Below are 19171 nucleotides of genomic sequence, written 5' to 3'. Positions count from 1 at the left end.
TTTTATACGTAGTTAAACTGCTGTTGATTTTTCTTCCGCTGGATGGCGAGGTACATCATATCAATAAAAAGAAGATATGGGGTGTACATCGTTGTAGAATACTTAACCACGGTATCATCTTCATGTGGATAAAGCTTGATGACTTCAGCATAGTTTTGATTGTCAACCTGAGCCGACAAGGTCACAACAATTATTGGAACAAACCGCTGTTTCGCAATCATGATGATTTTCTCTAGGTCGTCGCGAAAATACTCGTGTTGATAAAAGATGACTAATACGTGTTCATAACTCATGACGTTCGTAAGTGTGTACATAAGATGTTCGAAGTGAGGAATACTACGAATGTTTTGGATTAGATTCTCAATCCGATAAATCATCATGTTCGTTGTTTCTTGTGTTTTCCCAAACCCAAAGGTGTAGATCATTTTGCTATTGATAAATCGATTTGCAAGGTAATTCAAATCAATCGTTGCAACACTTTCATATAACGATTTATAGTAAGTGTTGTGGACATTCCATAAATCTCGCGCTTCACTATTGATGGCGATGCCATCACTTTTATTGGACTCCAGTGACTTTTGGAACTCATATAAAAATGATTTATAGTTTTCAAATCCAATTTTGTTGACGAAACGACTAATTGTTGCGGTGGATACAAAAAGACGTTCAGATACATCCACAATTCCCGTGTTTTCCAAATCTTTTTTTGATAAGAAAAAACGTGCAATAATTTGTTCGGATTGCGTAAATTCGGATAAGTTATACTCCAAATATGAGATGAGATTGTCCATAATGGGTCCTCTTTTCGTTAGTAATATCATATACAATTGTGTAAATATTTACAAGAATATAAATATATGTGTAAATCAATCCGCATTGTACGCACTAAATAGGTGAAAAGTGATGTAAATTTTATCAAGTGTATGGGCATGTGTTTTATTAATTATAATATTTGATATATTTGTCGTAGATGGTAAGCGCTACCACTAATCCATTAAGGAGGAGAAAAAATGGATACAGTTAGACTTTTATTAATTTTCGGAATTATTGTGTTCTTCATCACAATGATGATGAAAAAGAAAATCCCTACAATTATTGCATTGCCAATGATGGGATTTCTCGTTGCCTTGGTTGCATCAATTGGTGTGGTACCAATGGCAGGGCTATTTGATTATCCCGTTATGGTCGACGGCGTCGAAAAAATGACACCAGGTATCTTTAGTTTTGTTATTACTGATGGTGTGAAAATGATGGCTGGAGCGATCGCTACGGTTATCTTTGCATCCGCATTTTCAAAAATGTTAATGAAACAAAATGTTGTTGAAAAGATTATTAAAACTGCAGCTGAATATGCTGGGGACCGCCCACTCGTGCTCGCATTAGTATTCTACGTTGTTGTATCTGTCATTTTCATGGCTATTGGGGGATTGGGAAGCATTATCTTGGTTGGGTCAATTATTTTACCAATTATGCTTTCAGCAGGTATTAAACCATTGCATGCAGCGACTATTTTCTTATTCTCATTTAGTTCCGGTGGTGTCTTTAACCCAATGAACTATTCTGCATTTATTCCGTTACTTGCACCATCATTTGGAGACAATGCAGCTCAAGCACAACAGGCCTTGATCTCAATGTCATTACCAATCTACATTGTTGCATTCTGTGTACCGCTTATCTACATCTTTAAAAATATCAAAGGCACTAAATCCGTTAAATCATGGACAACCGACTCAAACATCGGTGGTAAAGGCAACAATGTTTCAACCCTCGCAATGTTTGCACCTGTCGTTCCGGTTGTGATTTTAATCGGTGCTCAATTAATGAAATATGCTGTTCCAGCTGAAATTGCGATTGTTGTCGGGATTATTTACTTACTTCTCACAACAAAAGCGAAAAATGTATTCCAATTAGTAACGCAAAGTTTTGTTGAAGGAACCCAAGATGTTGCGGGTGTTATCTTATTAATGATTGGTTTAGGAATCCTAATTAAAGGGGTTCAATACCAAACAGTACAAACGGTTGTCGGACCTTCAATCAAATTCTTAGTCCAATACTTACAAAATCCACTAACATACGTTATCGGGTTTACTTTAGGATCATTACTTGCATTGTACCGTGGACCTTTAAATACTTATGGTATTGGGGGTGCCTTACCAGCATTGTTTGGTGCTGCAGGATTCAGTCCAATGGCAATCATTTGGGCATTGCGCGCAAATGGAAATATGCAAGGATTTGGAGATCCAACCAACTCACAAAACATCTGGGTTGCAGACTTTGTCAACGTGGATGTGAACGATATCTTAAAAGAGGTACTACTCTATGGAATGCTTATGTCATTGCTTATCTTAAGTTATGCAGTGTTTGTAGCAAAAATTCCATTGGTAATCTAATAATTTTTTAGAAAAGAGGCTTATATGAATCAGAGACAAGTAAGAATTGGAATTGATGTTGGTGGTACTTTTACCGATGCCGTTGTCATTGATAATGAAACAATGGATGTCATTGCATTGAAAAAGACACCGACAACTCATGATAGTGAAGAAGGTGTTGCAAAAGGAATTATTAACATTGTGCGTGAACTCTTAGATGAGTATCACATTGATGCAGAAAATGTTGTCTTTATCTCGCACGGTACAACGCAAGCAACGAATGCTTTATTAGAAGGTGATGTTGCGCGGATTGGTATCGTGGGGATGGGTGATGGTACATCTGCTCGCAATGAAACCAATGTAGAAAAACTTGAACTTGCACCCAATAAATTTTTGGAAGTCTTTCATGAGTTTATCCCGTCTTCAGAAGTTTCTGATTCGACGATAGGTCAAGCCATTGATACGTTGATTGCGAAAGGTGCAGAAGTTATTGTTGCGAGCGAAGCATTTTCTATCGAACATCCAGAACATGAAATTCGCGTCATCGAGCTTGCACAAGAACGTGGTTTTTATGCAACTGGTGGTTTCCAAATTTCGCAACTTTATGGACTAAAATTGCGCACCCGAACGGCGGTTGTTAACGGATCATTGATTCCCAAAATGATGGAAACATCCGACATGACAGAAAAGGTCATTAAAGACTTAGGAATCAAACGCGATTTGATGATTATGCGTGCTGATGGTGGTGTTATGTCTATTGATGAAGTTCGCAAGCGTCCAATCTTGACGATGTTGTCAGGCCTTGCAGCAGGTGTTGCAGGTGCCATTATGCATGAAAAAATATCTGATGGTGTCTTCTTGGAAATTGGCGGAACGTCAACCGATATTTCAGTCATTAAAGATGGCCAAGTTATGATTAAAAATGCCAGTGTTGGTGGACATAAAACATACTTGAAATCTGTTGATGTCCAAACGACCGCAATTGCCGGTGGTACGATGATTCGTCACACGAATCAAGGGATTGTAGTCGGACCACGATCGGCGCACCTTGCGCACTTACCCTATGAGTGTTTCGATATTCCTGAAGGGGAGACCTTTACCATTAAAAGGATTCAACCACGGGCTAAGGATCCGGATGATTATGTTGTTTGTGAAGACAGTACGGGTAAGACGTATGCATTTACGGTTGCAGGAGCTGCAAATTATCTGCAGTGTGTTCATACGGAAGATTACTCATGTGCTACGAGCAAGGGATATACCCAGGCATGGGAAGCTTTTGCACAATATTTAAATATGGATCCAGTAACACTCGCGACACAGTGTATGGACCGTGCTTCGGAACAAATTTGGGCTATCATTGAACAGCTCATTGCAGACTATGAACTTGAACGTTCTTTCATTACGCTTTACGGAGGTGGTGGAAGTGCAGGCGTTATTACTCACTACTTAGGTCAAAAGTATGACCTAAAGAGCAAGGTTGTGAATAATGCTCCTTACATTTCCACAATTGGTGTTGCATTAGCCATGATTACGGAACAAATTGAGCGCAGTGTTGTCAATCCAAATGAAGATGATATTAAACGAATTCGTGCTGACATTATCGACAAAATGTTAGAAATGGGCGCGCTGCGCGAGACAATCGAAGTTTCGATTGAAGTGGATACCTTGAACAATGTCTTAATTGCGAATGCATCCGGTACCAATGAAATAAAAAATAATGATGCTGCCGTAGTGGTACAATCGCATGCAAAACTCAAAGAAATTGCGGTCCAATCACTCGGATATGAAACGGCTGAAGCAAACATTGTTGTTGAAAATGAACGTATTGTTGGGGTTGAAGTGACTCATAGTGAAAAACGCGCATTAGGACTCTTCAAGAAAAAAACAACATCTGCAGTTATCCTGACTAAAGATGGCGTTGTGAAGTTTAGACGTCCCAATGGAAAAATTGTCTATGGTACAAAAGGACAATTTAAAGAAGTTATGGCGTTCATCATGGACGAGTATTCAACCTTTAGTGATGCTGGACAAACAGTTCCAGAGGTACATATGTTTGCCAAGTTCCGAACATTCAACTATTCAGGACTTATGAACAAAGAACAAATTGAAGATATATCATGGATGGATTTGGAAGGACTGGAAGATGATGAACGCATTGTATTCTTGGTTACAAGAAGAGGTTAAGGTTCAGGATTTAACCGATTATATTTACTGGTTTGAGTTGAATATGACCCAAAACAGTAATCGCGTAATGGCTCAGATTGCTGAAGCAGTAACCCAACAGATACAAATTGATCCAGCGGCACTGCTTGATGCGCAAAATATTAGAACTGAAACGGTCGATACGGATCCCGCATCGGTTCACGCTCAATACAATCCAAATACTCAAACAATCACAATTAATAACGAATGGTTACAAAAGTACGAACAAATTATGGATGCAAAACAAGCATACAATCTGCATTTTATGCATGAAGTGTATCACGTTATCGAAATGCAAGGTGTCTGGTACGATGCATTAAAATATCGCCAACGCCATTGCATTTCTGAAGTATCTGCTATTTATTACTCGCAACTGCAAAGTGGGTGTCCGGTACATCCACGTATTGCCGAGTATGTTATTGCCATTCATGAAGGTTCGTATACAAAAGAAACACTAGCGACGTATTTAAAAGAGAGGGTTCAAGATTATGAAATTTATCGATTTGCTCAATGAAGAAGGTTTAAAATTGGTAGTCAGCTGTCCTAAGAATGACTATGAGTATGTAAAAGCAGCATGGGAAAATGGTGCAGATGCAGTGAAAATTCATCTTAATGTTCATCATCATGCAAGTGGAACAGATTTTGGAAGTGCCGCACAAGAACGTGCATTTATTGAGAAAGTAATTGCAAACTCACCCGTCCCAGTTGGGGTTGTTGTAGGGGGAAGTCCAGAAGTTGTTAATGATGATTTGAAAAATGTGTTAGCCTACGATTTCGAGTTCTTGTCACTATACCTTCACGATGCAACACCACAAGTTGTGAATCAAGATAAATTGACACGGATGTTTGCATGCAGCTACGCATACACATTAGATGAAATCAAAATGTGGTCACAAATTGGCGCTGAAGTTGCTGAATTAAGCATCGTCCATCCGGATGATTATGGCAAACCATTGAACATGCGAGATTTGCTCCATTATAAGCAAATTATTGATGCAATTGATATACCAGCAGCATTACCAACACAAAAGAAAGTTCGAATTGAAGAACTTGGAAACATTAAGGATCTCGGCTTCAAAGCAATTATGATTGGTGCAGTTGTTACGGGTAACGAATATGAAGGCTTTGTTGAAACCATTAAATCATTTAGAGCAGCCATTGATGCACTATGAAACGAATTTTAATTTTACCGATTGATGATCGCCCATGTCATACTGACTTTATTCTTGAAGCGACCCGAAACATTCGCGATGTTCAGATCGATATGGTTCCCAAATCATATTTGGGTCACTTTACCCATGCAGGCGATACACTAGCAATTCGTAAGTATTTACTGGATCATTGTGCTGAAGCGGATACACTGGTTATTTCGATTGATGCGTTACTTTTTGGGGGATTGGTGCAATCTCGGACCATGGATACCACAAAGACTCATGAAGATTATGAAGCACTGTTGCACACACTTCGGGAGGTGAAGCACCTTAATCCCAATATTAAAATATTGGCGTACTCTGTTATTGTGCGTCTCACCACAACCGTCACCGATTCCAGTCAACTTCAAATCTGGGAAGATCTTTTTGAATACTCTCAGTTAGTACATCGTGTTGCCCATGAACCACAGTTTGAAGACCAACTTCAAATTGTGACACAACGAATCCCCCAAGCCGTCCTCAATGATTATTTGGCCGCACGTCAACGCAATCACCATTTTAATAAAGCGTGCGTAGACTTAGCGAATGAGGGAATTCTTGACTATGTTTCACTGGTGCAAGAAGATACGCATGAATTCGGACTTCACGTTCGGGAACAAGAAGTACTGCATACTATGATCGAAGCCTATGCATTACAAGATCGCGTGTCGATTAAAAATGGTACTGACGAGATGGTGGCTCTTTTGATCGCTCGAGATCTCAATCAGAATACAAAGGATTTTAATGTTGATGTTACTTTTGTCGACCCAAAGTATATCGCTAAATTTGAAGACCGTACAATTATTGAGAATATTGCAGGTGCCTTTAAAGTTGCAAATATGAGTGCAACTGAAACTGAAACACCATATGTGTTTCTCACACTTCCAGCCACAGGTCGGACCATTGATTTGGCATTTGAACCGAAACTCGCAACACCAACGCTAACTACTGAGCAGTTAGATTATTATAAACGTTACAATGGCAAAGCATTGTTTGTTTTAGATGTTCAATATGGTAATGGTGGTGATATTCGCAGTCTTGACCGTTTGTTGAGTACACTTGATGATGCAACACTACAAGGATACAGTGCGTGGAATACAGGTAGTAATTCAATTGGAACGTTGGTTCTTGATTTAGTGATTGCGATGTATTATGACACGAACCCTACTTATATCAAACATCGAGTGATCGATGACGCCCTCTATCAGGGCGACATTAGGTTACTGGTGAATGCTAAAATGCGTGAAATGGGATTTGATGTGTGGGCTGAGAATTATAGTGACACCATTAATGAATATCTAACGACGTTATTAAACGATACAGCACAAAAGTACCCATTCTTAGATACACCTGAATTCCAAGCGTATTTACCATGGGGTCGAAGTTTTGAAGTGGCCATGAAGGAGATTTAGTTTATGAAAACATATGATGTAATTGTTGTTGGCGGAGGTAGTGCAGGTGTAATTGCCGCACTCTCCAGCGCACGTAGTGGCGCAAAAACACTCCTAGTTGAGTCAAAAACAACGTTTGGTGGGACCAATACCAATGCATTAGTGGGACCACTTGTACCATTTCTTGGTGAATCAAAAACACCAATTGTAGGAGGGATTCCTCAAGAAATTATCGATGAACTCATTGCTATTGGCGGTAGTAAAGGCCATGTCGATGATCCCATTGATTTCGCCTACTCGCTGACACCGGTTGATTTTAAGGCAATGCAAATTATTCAAGCGAATAAATTGTATGCTGAGTCAAATCTTGAGATTGTGACCGGCACAAGCGTTACTGCAGTAGAACGCGAGGGCAGTCGTATTCAAGCAATCAACACGTTAAATGAATATGGAACTATGAATCGCTATCGTGCTGCCGTTATTATTGATGCTAGTGGTGATGCTGATGTTACGCGATTGAGTGGTGAAGCTGTCAATATCGGACGTGAGTCTGATCACAAAAGTCAACCGATGACAATGTGCTTTAACGTGGGCAATGTGGATCTTGAACGCGTCCGTGATGACGTTGCAAAGAACCCCGATAACTTTGCGGTGAGCGATGCGATTCGTAACGGTGAACGCATGGATTATGTTGCAATTTCAGGCTACTTTGATGAAGTTCGTTCAAGCAAAACGTTCCCGATCCAACGCGACCGTCTCTTATTCTTTGAAGGCGTCCAAGAGGGTGAAGTCGGAATGAATACAACGCGAATCATGAATCTCTCAAGTTTGAATCCGGAGGAATTGCAACAAGCAACCATTGAAGGTCACCAACAAGTATTGGCGCTATTCAAATGGTTAAAAGCGGAAATTCCAGCATTTAAAGATGCATACATCAAAGATGTTGGAGAGATTGGTGTCCGCGAATCCGTCCATATCGTTGGTCGAAAACAACTAACAGAATATGATGTACTAAGCGGTGCTAAACAAGAGAAATCAATCGCTGTTGGATGTTATCCAATAGATATTCATTCTCCAGATTCATCAATCATGGAGTTTCTTGAAGAAAACATTGTTCGAAACTTTGAAATTGATTTGGACATGTGTTTACCTCAAAATGTGGATAACTTAATAGTTGTTGGACGTCCAATCAGTGCAACGCATGCAGCCCACGCAGCCAGTCGTGTGAGTGTAACCTGTATGGCATTGGGGCAATCAGCAGGAATCATTGCTGCATTGTCAGCAGCTCAAGCGGTAGATCCACATGAGTTGGACTACACACTCATTAAACAACATATTAAAGCAATGGGCGGAATTGTTGATCGCGATCAATAGTTGTTCGTTAATTCATCTCTATTAAAAAAAAGTTCGTGCATCACCACGGACTTTTTTCAAGAATGTAAAAAACCACGATTAACGTGGTTTTTTTGTTTGATCATAAGCGAGCACCGATACAATAAGTGGAACCATAAAATATAGAATATATGAAAGCGGATCTGTAGGGTCGAACACACCCAAAATATACAGGACGACATCGGCAATCATAACTGCAAAAACACTGATCACATACTTGTTTTTCATGCGACAACTACCTCTCTCTAGTTAGATTCTATTATACATCCATAAAATGTTCGTAAGAGCTCATGGCGCTTAACCTGATGATTCCGGTGTTTAAATGGTACATCTATACAGATGATTGGGATTCGTGTCACATTAAGTAATGATTGCACACGCATCTTTACACCTACAAACAAGTCAGGTCAAATGCAACCGATTGTGGGCATGGTATTGCCCTGTGATCTAGAAGACCTTGAACGACCCATAAAGGCGTTTTTGACGCAATGCAAAGCAGATCAAATCACCCCAACTTCTGATGTTTATGTTTTACAAGTTACAGACGAACTGACGATGGGACCAGAATTTCAATCGACAGTTATTGTTTTTGCCGGATACTAGTCGATAATGATGCCAGTTTGTTCTAACAATGTGAGTGCCTCAGGAAAACTAAATTTAGATCCTTTCAGCTGATTACTTGATATGTCGACAATATACGATCGTGCATCTCTAAAATCAGCTTTTTTTAGGTCGCAATTTGTAAACGTTGTGGCGTCTAAAGAACACCCTCTAAATGAAGCTTCAGTAAGTTCACAAAGATCGAAACTACTTCCTTGAAAATTGTTCGTCATAAAATGTTGCTTCTTCAACGAAAGGTTGATGAAGGAATTATACTTCATAAACGTATTCGTGATTGTGTTCAAGACGCGGCGATGCTTGCTTGGCCCAGTAAACATTCCCCAGGAAACACCGATGAGATTGCAATTTTCAAATGAGGCATTGTTTACTTCCCCAAAATTTGATGTCGGATTAATAATCGTACATTTTTTAAAGGTGCAGTTGAGTAGCACGGTACTATTCAATTCAATATTCTCAAACTTACAGTTTTCAAAAGTACAGTCAATATAACGTTGATCATCGAGTGATGCATCACGCATCTCAATATCTGTAAAGTGTTGATCTTCAATGTAATTCATCGTTGTTCCTCCGCTAAAGTAACCCTAGTTTCTCAAAGGAATTGGGGGTGTGTCAAGTGAGATTTGTCGCAGCAAAAACAGGAAATATTTCTGATTGCAATTATTATCAATAGGGAGTGGACTTATGCACACTATAATAAAAATATAAATTCTTTATCACTGCAGAATCGAAAAGTGACGACGCATGAACAGGTCCATACATTTATCGAATGCTCTTGGAATTGCAAGGGCTGAAGATTGCGGAAGTAACGATATGAAGGTCCATTGTTTTTTCACCCAGGTGTCACTTGCAAAGGCCAAATCATCGTGTTAAAGTAATAACAGACCAATTGGTCTGTTATGGAGGTCACATGTCACTAACACCAAAAGGGAAGATTAGTAAAAAGGAAATTATTGATGCAGCAATCCTTGAGTTTTCACAGGGAAGCTATACTGAAATTTCACTGAACCAATTCTGTAAGAATAATGGCATTAGTAAAGGGCATCTTTATCACTACTTTGAGAGTAAGGAGGCTTTGTATCTCGAAAGTGTCCAAGAAACATATCAATTGATGATGCACTATATTGTGGAGCATACTGAAAAAATATCAAACTATGAACAGGGTTTAAGCCAATATCTAGATGCACGTTATGCATTTGGAAAAGAGTATCCAGATCATTCACGACTGTTTATTCACACGCGCTACAATGTTCCAGAACAATTGCGTGAACCAATCCGAAGTATAAAGCAACAACTTCTCGATTTTAACTTAAACTATTTTCGGACGGTATTGGAGCATGCAACATTGGAAAAAGGATTAACTATTGAAGATGTACTTGAATACTATCTGGTAGTGAATGATGCATTTGATGCAAGATTTCATGAAATTGATTCAGTCGATATTGATCAACACTTCAAAGATATTGAATTGGTGATTAACATGATGATGTTTGGAACGATTAAGAGAGGGCAATAAAGATGGGAATTATTGAACTATCGAGACTTGTGGTGGCGATTGCTTTAGCGGTTGTAACCGGAAAACTTGTTGCGAAACTGGGCTTGCCTGAAATTCTTGGGTGGTTAATTGCAGGCATGGCAGTCGGACCGCATGCGTTAGGTATTGTAAATGAAGCTGTCATGGATGTGAATAGCTACCATGTCATGATTTCTTTCTTGGAAGCATTTGTAGGTGTCATGATTGGTAGTGAACTAATCATAAGTAAATTAAAGGAATCTGGGAAAGCAGTTATTGTAACGACAATTATTCAGTCACTGGTTACATTTGTTGTAGTATCGGCTGCATTTGCACTTGTGTTTAAAATGATGGGGATTCCATTGTATGTCGCGATTGTCATGGGTTCTATTGCCTTAGCGACTGCACCAGCACCTGCGTTATCTATTGTGAAAGAGTTCAATACAAAAGGTCCAATTACGGATACACTCTTACCGCTCGCCGCAATTGATGATATTATTGGAATTATCATTTTCTTTACGACAGTGTCCTTAATAGGTGCCTCAAGTGGTGCAAGTTCAATGTCTTTAGGTACTACATTATTTATTATGATTGTTGTTCCAATTGCCATTGGATTAGTTTTAGGCATTGGAACGGGATATATTCTTCGAAAAATCAAAGATAACCAGCATTCATTTTATGCTATTATGGTCGCAGTTGCACTTGTGACAGCTGTTGGATTATTCATGAACGTTGTAGTGTTTAAAGATTCGTTGGTCAATTTTATGTTGCTGGGGATGGCATTCGCAGCAGGATTTGCGAATATGCTCGAAACAACAAAACAAGAAGCACTCTTTACGTCCTTATCACCAGTCATTGGAACAGCTTTAATTCTTGTGATTTTGGACTTGGGAATGCCGCTAGATTACCATTTAATCTTTAGTGCTGGACTCTTTACGGTTGTTTATATCGTATCTCGGGCGATTGGAAAGTATTTTGGAGCAACAGCCGGTGCAACATTAATGCAGATGCCGAAAACGGTTCAAAAGTACCTTGGGTTTACCTTGTTGCCACACTCGGGCGTATCTTTGGTATTTACAGGTATAGCTGTAACCACAATTCTGCCATTTGACCCAAATTCTGCCATGATTATTCAAGGAACCATTGCTGCAGCTGCAGTCATCAATGAAGTCATCGCAGTTATTGTTGCGAAGAAAGCTTTTGAAATGTCTGGTGAAATTCAGGCATAGCCAAGCTCGATTACACCTAAAAAAATCTCGAATATATAGTTCGAGATTTTTTAAATAAAGACTAGTCAATGATTCCATACTCTTTAAGCATAAGTTCAATATCCGTATCTTTGATTTTCTTTAATGCTTGGTGTTTTACAAGTTTTGGTAATGGAAGTTCAGGTTGTTCACCATCAAGTAAACTTACGGCACCATACATGAGATAACGCAAATCATAACGAGAATTGTAAACCTCTGGAACACCTTTTTCAACCCCTGCGAGTACATAGACAGCTTCCATAGCGGTACGTCCTGAATACTCAATGGTAAAGACGGTGTCACGTCCTGGATCGTCTAGCGTTTCGGCGAATTGACCAAGGAACGCAAAGTTTACGGAATTTTTAGGAACAACGTAGGGGCGATCGCCCGTAGCCCGCGGCATGAATTGCGATGTAATAAATGGCATCATGACAGGAACGGCAGTACACGATTCAGCGAGTTCATCAATGTCGTAAACTGGAACTCCAATGTGGTATAGCCATTCTTTTGTAATTTCTTTACCGGTACAATCACGCATCGGTTTCTTAATAAAATCCCCAGGGACATCTGAGAATAGTCCGTAGACCCAAACTACAACATCATTTTCAGGTTGGCCAATATATTGACCTTGGCGGTTGATTGTCCAGCTCATGAGCCATGATGAATCAACAGCGGATACAATTCCCCCTGTAACGACTTTTCCGCCATAAGGGGAACGTTTGGTGATTGCTTCTATATATTTTGGAACACGCTCATCGTGACATGTAACGGTACACGATTCCCAATTTGATTTTTCAGGGTCACTGCAGAATTTTTCAGGATGACCAAATTCAGTAGATTGTGCAGCAATGTTTTTCCACAATGTCCAAACGCCTTTTGCTTCTGTTTCAAAAGGTGCAGGTGTATCATCGTCACCATAGCCTGATCCTTCCGTCATTGATCCATTCGTAATGAATAAGAAATCATCTTCCGTTAAATCGATGGAGATGTCGGTACCCGCTTTGTCGTAAGCAACGATTTTTTTTGCTACTTTTCGGGAGTCGCTAAGATCAAATTCGACATTCTCAACATTGACACCATATCTAAACTGTGCGCCATGGTCTTTCAAGTAATTGACCATTGGCAATACAAATGACGTATATTGATCGTGTTCTGAAAATTGCAATGCTGAAAGATCTGGAAGTCCATCAACATGGTGAATGAAACGGTTCATATAGAGTTTCATTTCAAGGGCACTGTGCCAGTTCTCAAATGCAAACATCGTGCGCCAGTATACCCAGAAATCACTCGCAAGTAATTCTTTTGAGAAAACATCATCGATCGTTTTATTTTCAAGTGAAGCATCGCTCATCATTACAAATTCAGCAAGTTCTTTGGCGAGTTTTTGTCCGAGGTTGAATTTGCCGTTATCATAACGTTTTCCTTGGTTCTTTGTGACCCGGCAATTGCTATAGTTTGGATCATCATAGTTTGTATAGAAGAAGTGGTCGAGTACACTCACACTTGGATCTTCGGTTGAAGGGAGTGAACTAAAAAGACTCCACAAGACTTCGAAATGGTGACCCATTTCACGTCCACCACGAGAAACATATCCTGCGTTTTGACGTACGATTCCATCCAGTGAGCCACCTGGTAAATCCAGTTGTTCAAGGAAAGTAATCTTGCTCCCGTCCATATGTGCATCCCGGATGAGGAAGCATCCTGCTGCTAATGAACCAATTCCGGTACCGATAAGATAAGCACTCTTATCTTCGATGCCGATTGGTTTTCGTGCATTCACGAGTGAATGATACGATCCGTTGGTTAACATTAATCGAGGATCATGTGTTTTTAATTCCATTGTAATTCCTTCTTTCTGTGCAAGAAACGTCGTAACCATATGACGTTATAACTTGCTTACATAAATAGTCTACGCCCTTGAAAAGGAGGGCGCATTATACAAAAAAAGATGGATGTCTAAGTTTCGGACAGTCCATCTTTTTTGTATAAAAACTAGGCACTCTTGTGAGTGTGTCTAGTTTGCACTTCGTTCTAATGAGTTTTGGATGTTGCCATCAAACAAGTATCCGATACGGCCCACAACTTCTTGGGGATCTTCTTTCATCCCCGTTTCAATCCAACGAATAACAAGCGTTGTAAGCGCTGATTGATAAAATGAGGAAATAAGGTCAACATCCCGTTTTTTAGCCCCAATTTGAGCATTTGCATTGTGAACATATTGTTCCATGACATTACCAGCAACCCGATAAATATAGTTGAGTAAAAAATCACGTTGCATTGAATCGTACACGTGGTAAATTGCGGTTTTGTTTTCCAAAGCAAAGGTGGCGGCAAGAATAAAGCTTTCTTCCCATGATAATGTGTCATTATAGGTTTGGATAACGGCATTCAGTTCATCTTCAAAAATTTCTTCGAGGAGTTGATAGACATCGTTATAATGATAATAAAAGGCATTACGGTTTATTTGACATGCGATAGCAATATCTTTAACTGTGATTTTTTTTAGTGGTTTCTCATTTAACATCGAGATGAACGCATCGCGAATGAGACACTTGGTATATTGTTGGGCCATGGTCCTTCGCCTCCCATTGTTCTTAAATTATAGCATCCGCTTCTTAAAAAAATATGAAAGAATGCGGGGACCTTTGTTATTATGGTACACTTAAATCATATTTCAGTAAGGTAAGGATAAACTATGCTAAATTTAAGAAAATATGAACGAAATATGCTCGAGTCAATGATTTGTGTTTTCTTTGATGCAGTCCACGAATCAACCCAACAAGAGTATGATGCGACTCAGCGCCATGCTTGGACTGGACGATTCGAGGATATTGACCGTGAACGCTGGCATCAACGATTTCAGAACTCACACACAGTAGTAGCGTATCATGATAGGCAAGTGGTAGGGTTTGCGAATCTTGTCGACGGTTACTATATTGATATGATGTTCGTAGCTTCAAGGTATCAAAGCCAGGGTATAGCCAGTAAATTACTCGCCGAACTTGAAGCTACAATACCAAGTCAAACTAAACTAGAAGTAGATGCATCAAAAAGTGCAGTATCTTTTTTCGAAAGAAAAGGGTATAAAATCTATACCAAACAAGAGCATAATCGAGGCACAGTCCACTTGATTAATTATAAAATGAGAAAGACACAGGTCTAAAAGGAGTCAGTATGTCATTACTTACAAAACAAGCAGAAGCATTACTCGAAAATGAGACAGATTTAATCGCCAATCTTGCAAATATTTCGGCACTCATTAACATGAACATGGACCGCATTAATTGGGTAGGATTCTATCTGTTTAAAGACGAACATTTAATTTTAGGACCATTCCAAGGGAAACCAGCTTGCGTTCATCTTTATCCAGGAAAAGGGGTTTGTGCCGCTGCACTGGAAGCAAATAAGACAATGAATGTTGCGGATGTGCACGCATTTCCAGGTCATGTTGCCTGTGATGCAGCATCGATGAGTGAACTGGTGGTCCCGATGTATTTAAACGGGGTACCTTTTGGCGTGTTGGACATCGATTCACCCGAACTGGATCGTTTTACCACAGATGATGAAAAGGAGATGGAAGCAATCGTGAATGCGCTTCTTGCACATCTCGAAAACACAAATGCCATTTAACGGCTCTATTTTTTAAGAAATATAAAAGGTAGCAGGTGCGTTACGTCGAGCAATCATGTAAACTATAATTATAAGGGGGATTAGATATGGAATGGATACTAATCGCGATTTTACTGGTAATTATTGTATTATTAGTTTTATCACGTAAACGAGAATCGCACGATGCTTTTGTAGAATATGATCGTTCAAAAAATATAAAACCGGATGGCATTACAAGTCATACTAGTTTTACAACGACTCATGATGGTCATCTTCACTCACACGAAGAAAAGAAGTCAGATTTTAATCAATCGCATTTCAATGCGATGAAACGAAATCAACAACGTCCGAATCAACAGTTTACAGGTGCATTTGAGTTGGATGCTGATGATAAAGTATATGTCGCAGGGCTCATCAAAGAAATGCAAAAAGTTCGGGCTATTAAATATATTATTGATAAATATGGTGTGAGTCTACGCGATGCGAAAGCAACAGTAGATACAATGAGTCGCAACGTGCTTTAATCATTCAAATTGCACGAACGTGCATGACAGGGGGATGTTATGAGTGATTCGAAAAATTATCTGTTTAAGCGGATAAATGTGTTATTTAATAGTTTTTGGGTATTAGCGATGGTGGCGGGAATAGGATTGGCAGTAACACTAATAGGCTCAAGTTCAGCACTTTTCTATCGTGCACTTACGGCCATTTTTGATCGTATACCTTATGTAGGTAACTTAGCCTATTCGTATGCGAAAGCAACACAACTCATTGATTTAAAAGAGTTTGTAACATCGATTTTTAATCCATTAATCATGGTAGATGCCTTATATTTTATCGTTCCATTTGTGATCTTTCAAATTGTGGTAATGATAATGAAACGATACATCGTAAAGCATGATCATGCACTTCTAGCAGCGGTTACCACACTCATTATCTTAATATCGATGTGGATGACAACACCAAACAGTATGTTCTTAACACGGATGTTTTCCAACCCTACAGTGATGCAAAAAGATACTGTGATGCGTTGGGTAATCGCGTTGGAGATTGCTGGATTTATTGCATTATTATATGGACTTCATCGCGAAGGGCGTTTTGACTTGCGTCAACTGTGGACGCATGAACGTGCACGTAAGTATACGCGCAATGGTCTTATCGCGACATTTTCCGTAATGGCGGTTATGAGTGTTGGATTGGTTACGACACGTGTTGTCGTCAATGATATGAAGCAAAACTTTCACGTCTCCTATGTCTTAGACTTTACACCCAATCAAGATGGTCATATTCTTTTAAAAGTTCCAAGTAAAATTAAGGATCCGTTGACATATGTTGGTGTGAAACTTCCAGAATATGTTGATGAGAATACAGTCTTAAAACAATTTGGAGTCGAGTCTCTTGATGTCGGTGCGATAATCAATGGTTTTACCGATGATACGATTAATAAAGGCGTAGCCCAATTTATAAGTGTTCCAATGTTTAATGCTGTTGTATCACTAATTATCGTTGTTTCGGTCGCGGTATTGGAATTCGTCTCACGACGGAATCAAATGCTTGCGCCACCTCTATATTTGATAGAAACGGTCTTGCTTGCGGGATTATTCTTTGGAATTGCCTACCAATTTGGTGTTATTACGATGGTTCTTGCGGGAATAGCATTGATTGGTGTAAGCATTCATTTGATAACCTATATGCGCGAGTCAGGCATGTTGGAGCGTCTATCATTAAAAGTTAAATCAGTTCGAACACACTAAGAGCAATGTTAGTGTGTTTTTTCATGCATCAGAAGATGTCGTGGTGAATCAATGTGATAAAATAGGGATAAAGCGAGGTAAACACCATGACCAAAATTAAACATCCAGTCTATGATAATTATCCAGAGTATCCGTATATATCACCTGAACGAGATCTTGCGCGATGGGAACAATATCCAGAAGAATTTCCTTATTCCAAAGTCGAAAAGAAAAATATGGAGCGTCTTCCAGAGGGACTTTTACCCGGTGATGTGATCATGTTGTGGCGTATTGGTTTGGGCACATTCAACTCACAAAGTATGATTCCTAACTATTTCGAATATAAGTATGGTATCGACAGCGATGAAAGTTTAGAATTGCTCGTTCGTAAAGGGTATGCATACAAAGCAAGTGCGAGAGAGTCTTTGGATACATTAAGTATTCCAGTGCTCAAACGAATCTTAACGGAAAATCAATTGGACAAAAAAGGAAAGAAACAAGATGTGTTGGATCGTGTTCGTGACAATGTCAGTGATGAGATATTGGAGCAGTCTTTTTTACTTCGTAATTATGTCATCACCGACGAAGGACGTGCGATTATCAAAACGTATGACGCAATCATACAAAAACACGGTCCTAAAATGTAAAATATCACATCAAATCATACATTCGATTCGTGGTTCAAAATGCAATTCGCACCGCAAGTATTTTTTTGTTAGACTATAAAAAACGGAGGAATTACCATGAAAAAGAAACAAGTACAGAGCATCGCCATCGTTATCGCAGTTGCACTCGTCGGTATAGGCTTCTGGTTCACATGGCAACGTGTTAATCCGAAACCGGAACCTAAGCTCGTCTTTAAAGATAATATAACGTTTAAAGTTGGTCAAAAATCATTTGAAGATGAAGGTGAAACCCTTGATCCTGCTTTACCAACAATTACGGTCGCGTCAATCATCGATATACAAGCCTCTGATTATGATGAAGCATCTTTCAATAAAGTGCCATGTGGGAACGAACCACAAGATATGATGTTCCGCTTTGTCGATACTGCTGATGTTGGAAGTTACGAGGGAACAGTTTATGCAGCTAAAGGAAATGTCTGCAAAACGTATACCTTTAACTACAAAGTAGAAGCATAAAGAAAGATGGAACAGATTGTTATTAGTGAGCGTCATCAATTATTCAAGTGGCAGTACCCGGAATGGGCTTTATATCTTCATCTCATTCGAGGAGAACATCGAAACTATCTAATTGATAGCGGTATTGACCATGTTTCACTAGAGCCCTTGTTGACTATCTTAGCAACACTTTCAAAACCACTCGTTCTCATTAACACACATTATCATTGGGATCATGTTTTGGGTAATTATGCCATCCCTGCAGATTGTATTATGGCACACCAGCAAACGGCCATAATTCTTAGTAACTCGTGGGATACACGTGTTAGAGAAGCTTCGGATTATTTAAGCATGCAGCCGCCAAAGTGTCTACCAACTGATACATTTACCCAAGATTATGAGTTCGAAGATGATGGAATCTATCTATTTCATACACCAGGTCATACCGCGGATGGCATCAGTGTCTATGATCGTATTGAGAAAGTCCTTAACGTCGGAGATAATCTCGGTGATGACCAGGAACACATCGTTCCTGACTTAGATTTGGATGTCTCAACATACATCGTAACGCTAAACCAGTATGCATCTTTTGAGATTGCGACAATGGTTTCAGGACATATGGGTTTAGCACCGCCAACCATCATTGAAGCAATTAAAGAAAGCATTGCGAACACATCCAATGGTTAAATTCTTATGAAAAACACGGACGCTTCAGTTCGTGTTTTTTTTTTTTATGAAAAAAATAGTTTTAGAAATATTTGCCAAAAAGCTTGACAAAATACGTTT

Annotated in this window: 21 protein-coding genes; 16 read left to right on the top strand and 5 right to left on the bottom strand. The window is 39.3% G+C overall.

Going from position 1 to position 19171, the window contains the following annotated elements; genetic code table 11:
* Positions 1–2: 2 nt before the first annotated feature.
* On the bottom strand, positions 3–791 hold the full coding sequence (locus GVV22_RS04015) for a MurR/RpiR family transcriptional regulator (RefSeq protein WP_159648877.1): 789 nt from the start codon (positions 789–791) through the stop codon (positions 3–5).
* 219 nt (positions 792–1010) lie between these two features.
* Here GVV22_RS04015 and GVV22_RS04010 point away from each other — a divergent pair, with 219 nt between their 5' ends.
* From GVV22_RS04010 to GVV22_RS03985, 6 genes are read left to right on the top strand one after another with little or no spacing between them, the layout of a single operon-like run.
* The gene (locus GVV22_RS04010) at positions 1011–2390 is read left to right on the top strand and encodes a transporter (protein ID WP_159648876.1); all 1380 of its coding nucleotides are present in this window, start codon (positions 1011–1013) and stop codon (positions 2388–2390) included.
* Between the two features lie 24 nt (positions 2391–2414).
* Positions 2415–4553 carry a hydantoinase/oxoprolinase family protein gene (locus tag GVV22_RS04005; protein WP_159648875.1) on the top strand — a complete coding sequence of 713 codons (2139 nt, stop codon included), beginning with the start codon at positions 2415–2417 and terminating at the stop codon, positions 4551–4553.
* Positions 4513–5085 (top strand): hypothetical protein, encoded by a 573-nt coding sequence (locus GVV22_RS04000; protein WP_159648874.1) that lies wholly within the window; start codon positions 4513–4515, stop codon positions 5083–5085. Before GVV22_RS04005 ends, GVV22_RS04000 begins: the two co-directional genes overlap by 41 nt.
* Entirely contained in the window at positions 5060–5743 is a 684-nt protein-coding gene (locus GVV22_RS03995; protein ID WP_159648873.1) for a hypothetical protein, read from the top strand. Before GVV22_RS04000 ends, GVV22_RS03995 begins: the two co-directional genes overlap by 26 nt.
* A complete protein-coding gene (locus GVV22_RS03990; RefSeq protein ID WP_159648872.1) occupies positions 5740–7173 on the top strand; it encodes a DUF4127 family protein in 1434 nt (477 codons plus the stop codon). The genes GVV22_RS03995 and GVV22_RS03990 overlap by 4 nt, the downstream gene beginning before the upstream one ends.
* A 3-nt stretch (positions 7174–7176) precedes the next feature.
* Positions 7177–8526, top strand: a complete 1350-nt coding sequence (locus tag GVV22_RS03985; protein ID WP_159648871.1) for an FAD-dependent oxidoreductase — start codon at positions 7177–7179, stop codon at positions 8524–8526.
* Between the two features lie 78 nt (positions 8527–8604).
* On the opposite strand, the gene GVV22_RS03980 is transcribed toward GVV22_RS03985, so the two are convergent.
* Complete coding sequence (locus GVV22_RS03980; RefSeq protein ID WP_159648870.1) at positions 8605–8772, bottom strand: hypothetical protein; 168 nt, start codon at positions 8770–8772, stop codon at positions 8605–8607.
* Between the two features lie 111 nt (positions 8773–8883).
* Here GVV22_RS03980 and GVV22_RS03975 point away from each other — a divergent pair, with 111 nt between their 5' ends.
* Positions 8884–9147 carry a hypothetical protein gene (locus GVV22_RS03975; protein WP_159648869.1) on the top strand — a complete coding sequence of 88 codons (264 nt, stop codon included), beginning with the start codon at positions 8884–8886 and terminating at the stop codon, positions 9145–9147.
* Here GVV22_RS03975 and GVV22_RS03970 read toward each other — a convergent pair.
* Positions 9144–9722, bottom strand: a complete 579-nt coding sequence (locus tag GVV22_RS03970; RefSeq protein WP_159648868.1) for a pentapeptide repeat-containing protein — start codon at positions 9720–9722, stop codon at positions 9144–9146. The two genes, GVV22_RS03975 and GVV22_RS03970, sit on opposite strands and share 4 nt — an antisense overlap.
* A 350-nt stretch (positions 9723–10072) precedes the next feature.
* Between GVV22_RS03970 and GVV22_RS03965 the strand changes: the two genes are divergently transcribed.
* On the top strand, positions 10073–10678 hold the full coding sequence (locus GVV22_RS03965; protein WP_159648867.1) for a TetR/AcrR family transcriptional regulator: 606 nt from the start codon (positions 10073–10075) through the stop codon (positions 10676–10678).
* A gap of 2 nt (positions 10679–10680) precedes the next feature.
* Positions 10681–11904: a cation:proton antiporter gene (locus tag GVV22_RS03960; protein ID WP_159648866.1), complete on the top strand. Its 1224-nt coding sequence runs from the start codon at positions 10681–10683 to the stop codon at positions 11902–11904.
* Positions 11905–11965: 61 nt separating this feature from the next.
* Here the strand turns inward: GVV22_RS03960 and GVV22_RS03955 are convergent, their stop codons facing one another.
* The gene (locus GVV22_RS03955; protein ID WP_159648865.1) at positions 11966–13762 is read right to left on the bottom strand and encodes an oleate hydratase; all 1797 of its coding nucleotides are present in this window, start codon (positions 13760–13762) and stop codon (positions 11966–11968) included.
* A 174-nt stretch (positions 13763–13936) separates the two neighbouring features.
* Positions 13937–14494: a TetR/AcrR family transcriptional regulator gene (locus tag GVV22_RS03950; RefSeq protein WP_159648864.1), complete on the bottom strand. Its 558-nt coding sequence runs from the start codon at positions 14492–14494 to the stop codon at positions 13937–13939.
* Positions 14495–14617: 123 nt separating this feature from the next.
* On the opposite strand from GVV22_RS03950, the gene GVV22_RS03945 reads away from it, so the two are divergent.
* The 7 genes from GVV22_RS03945 (at position 14618) to GVV22_RS03915 (ending at position 19072) form a co-directional block, all read left to right on the top strand.
* On the top strand, positions 14618–15085 hold the full coding sequence (locus tag GVV22_RS03945; RefSeq protein WP_159648863.1) for a GNAT family N-acetyltransferase: 468 nt from the start codon (positions 14618–14620) through the stop codon (positions 15083–15085).
* Between the two features lie 11 nt (positions 15086–15096).
* The gene (locus GVV22_RS03940; RefSeq protein WP_159648862.1) at positions 15097–15552 is read left to right on the top strand and encodes a GAF domain-containing protein; all 456 of its coding nucleotides are present in this window, start codon (positions 15097–15099) and stop codon (positions 15550–15552) included.
* An 86-nt stretch (positions 15553–15638) separates the two neighbouring features.
* Positions 15639–16055 carry a hypothetical protein gene (locus tag GVV22_RS03935; protein ID WP_159648861.1) on the top strand — a complete coding sequence of 139 codons (417 nt, stop codon included), beginning with the start codon at positions 15639–15641 and terminating at the stop codon, positions 16053–16055.
* Positions 16056–16094: 39 nt separating this feature from the next.
* Positions 16095–17285, top strand: a complete 1191-nt coding sequence (locus GVV22_RS03930; RefSeq protein WP_159648860.1) for a hypothetical protein — start codon at positions 16095–16097, stop codon at positions 17283–17285.
* A gap of 86 nt (positions 17286–17371) precedes the next feature.
* Entirely contained in the window at positions 17372–17911 is a 540-nt protein-coding gene (locus tag GVV22_RS03925) for a hypothetical protein (RefSeq protein ID WP_159648859.1), read from the top strand.
* Between the two features lie 96 nt (positions 17912–18007).
* On the top strand, positions 18008–18406 hold the full coding sequence (locus GVV22_RS03920) for a hypothetical protein (protein WP_159648858.1): 399 nt from the start codon (positions 18008–18010) through the stop codon (positions 18404–18406).
* Between the two features lie 6 nt (positions 18407–18412).
* Positions 18413–19072 carry an MBL fold metallo-hydrolase gene (locus GVV22_RS03915; protein WP_159648857.1) on the top strand — a complete coding sequence of 220 codons (660 nt, stop codon included), beginning with the start codon at positions 18413–18415 and terminating at the stop codon, positions 19070–19072.
* Positions 19073–19171: the final 99 nt, after the last annotated feature.

It is taken from the genome of Erysipelothrix aquatica (assembly GCF_009828825.1).
Classification (GTDB): domain Bacteria; phylum Bacillota_I; class Bacilli_A; order Erysipelotrichales; family Erysipelotrichaceae; genus Erysipelothrix; species Erysipelothrix aquatica_A.
The sequence above is the reverse complement of the archived record's forward strand: the minus strand, read 5'-3'. Positions and strand labels throughout refer to the sequence as shown.

What these genes read in the sequence shown, in the direction of transcription:
- GVV22_RS04015 (WP_159648877.1), bottom strand. Translation starts at nt 791, where the DNA reads ATGGACAATCTCATCTCATATTTGGAGTATAACTTATCCGAATTTACG.
- GVV22_RS04010 (WP_159648876.1), top strand. Translation starts at nt 1,011, where the DNA reads ATGGATACAGTTAGACTTTTATTAATTTTCGGAATTATTGTGTTCTTC.
- GVV22_RS04005 (WP_159648875.1), top strand. Translation starts at nt 2,415, where the DNA reads ATGAATCAGAGACAAGTAAGAATTGGAATTGATGTTGGTGGTACTTTT.
- GVV22_RS04000 (WP_159648874.1), top strand. Translation starts at nt 4,513, where the DNA reads ATGATGAACGCATTGTATTCTTGGTTACAAGAAGAGGTTAAGGTTCAG.
- GVV22_RS03995 (WP_159648873.1), top strand. Translation starts at nt 5,060, where the DNA reads ATGAAATTTATCGATTTGCTCAATGAAGAAGGTTTAAAATTGGTAGTC.
- GVV22_RS03990 (WP_159648872.1), top strand. Translation starts at nt 5,740, where the DNA reads ATGAAACGAATTTTAATTTTACCGATTGATGATCGCCCATGTCATACT.
- GVV22_RS03985 (WP_159648871.1), top strand. Translation starts at nt 7,177, where the DNA reads ATGAAAACATATGATGTAATTGTTGTTGGCGGAGGTAGTGCAGGTGTA.
- GVV22_RS03980 (WP_159648870.1), bottom strand. Translation starts at nt 8,772, where the DNA reads ATGAAAAACAAGTATGTGATCAGTGTTTTTGCAGTTATGATTGCCGAT.
- GVV22_RS03975 (WP_159648869.1), top strand. Translation starts at nt 8,884, where the DNA reads ATGATTGGGATTCGTGTCACATTAAGTAATGATTGCACACGCATCTTT.
- GVV22_RS03970 (WP_159648868.1), bottom strand. Translation starts at nt 9,722, where the DNA reads ATGAATTACATTGAAGATCAACACTTTACAGATATTGAGATGCGTGAT.
- GVV22_RS03965 (WP_159648867.1), top strand. Translation starts at nt 10,073, where the DNA reads ATGTCACTAACACCAAAAGGGAAGATTAGTAAAAAGGAAATTATTGAT.
- GVV22_RS03960 (WP_159648866.1), top strand. Translation starts at nt 10,681, where the DNA reads ATGGGAATTATTGAACTATCGAGACTTGTGGTGGCGATTGCTTTAGCG.
- GVV22_RS03955 (WP_159648865.1), bottom strand. Translation starts at nt 13,762, where the DNA reads ATGGAATTAAAAACACATGATCCTCGATTAATGTTAACCAACGGATCG.
- GVV22_RS03950 (WP_159648864.1), bottom strand. Translation starts at nt 14,494, where the DNA reads ATGGCCCAACAATATACCAAGTGTCTCATTCGCGATGCGTTCATCTCG.
- GVV22_RS03945 (WP_159648863.1), top strand. Translation starts at nt 14,618, where the DNA reads ATGCTAAATTTAAGAAAATATGAACGAAATATGCTCGAGTCAATGATT.
- GVV22_RS03940 (WP_159648862.1), top strand. Translation starts at nt 15,097, where the DNA reads ATGTCATTACTTACAAAACAAGCAGAAGCATTACTCGAAAATGAGACA.
- GVV22_RS03935 (WP_159648861.1), top strand. Translation starts at nt 15,639, where the DNA reads ATGGAATGGATACTAATCGCGATTTTACTGGTAATTATTGTATTATTA.
- GVV22_RS03930 (WP_159648860.1), top strand. Translation starts at nt 16,095, where the DNA reads ATGAGTGATTCGAAAAATTATCTGTTTAAGCGGATAAATGTGTTATTT.
- GVV22_RS03925 (WP_159648859.1), top strand. Translation starts at nt 17,372, where the DNA reads ATGACCAAAATTAAACATCCAGTCTATGATAATTATCCAGAGTATCCG.
- GVV22_RS03920 (WP_159648858.1), top strand. Translation starts at nt 18,008, where the DNA reads ATGAAAAAGAAACAAGTACAGAGCATCGCCATCGTTATCGCAGTTGCA.
- GVV22_RS03915 (WP_159648857.1), top strand. Translation starts at nt 18,413, where the DNA reads ATGGAACAGATTGTTATTAGTGAGCGTCATCAATTATTCAAGTGGCAG.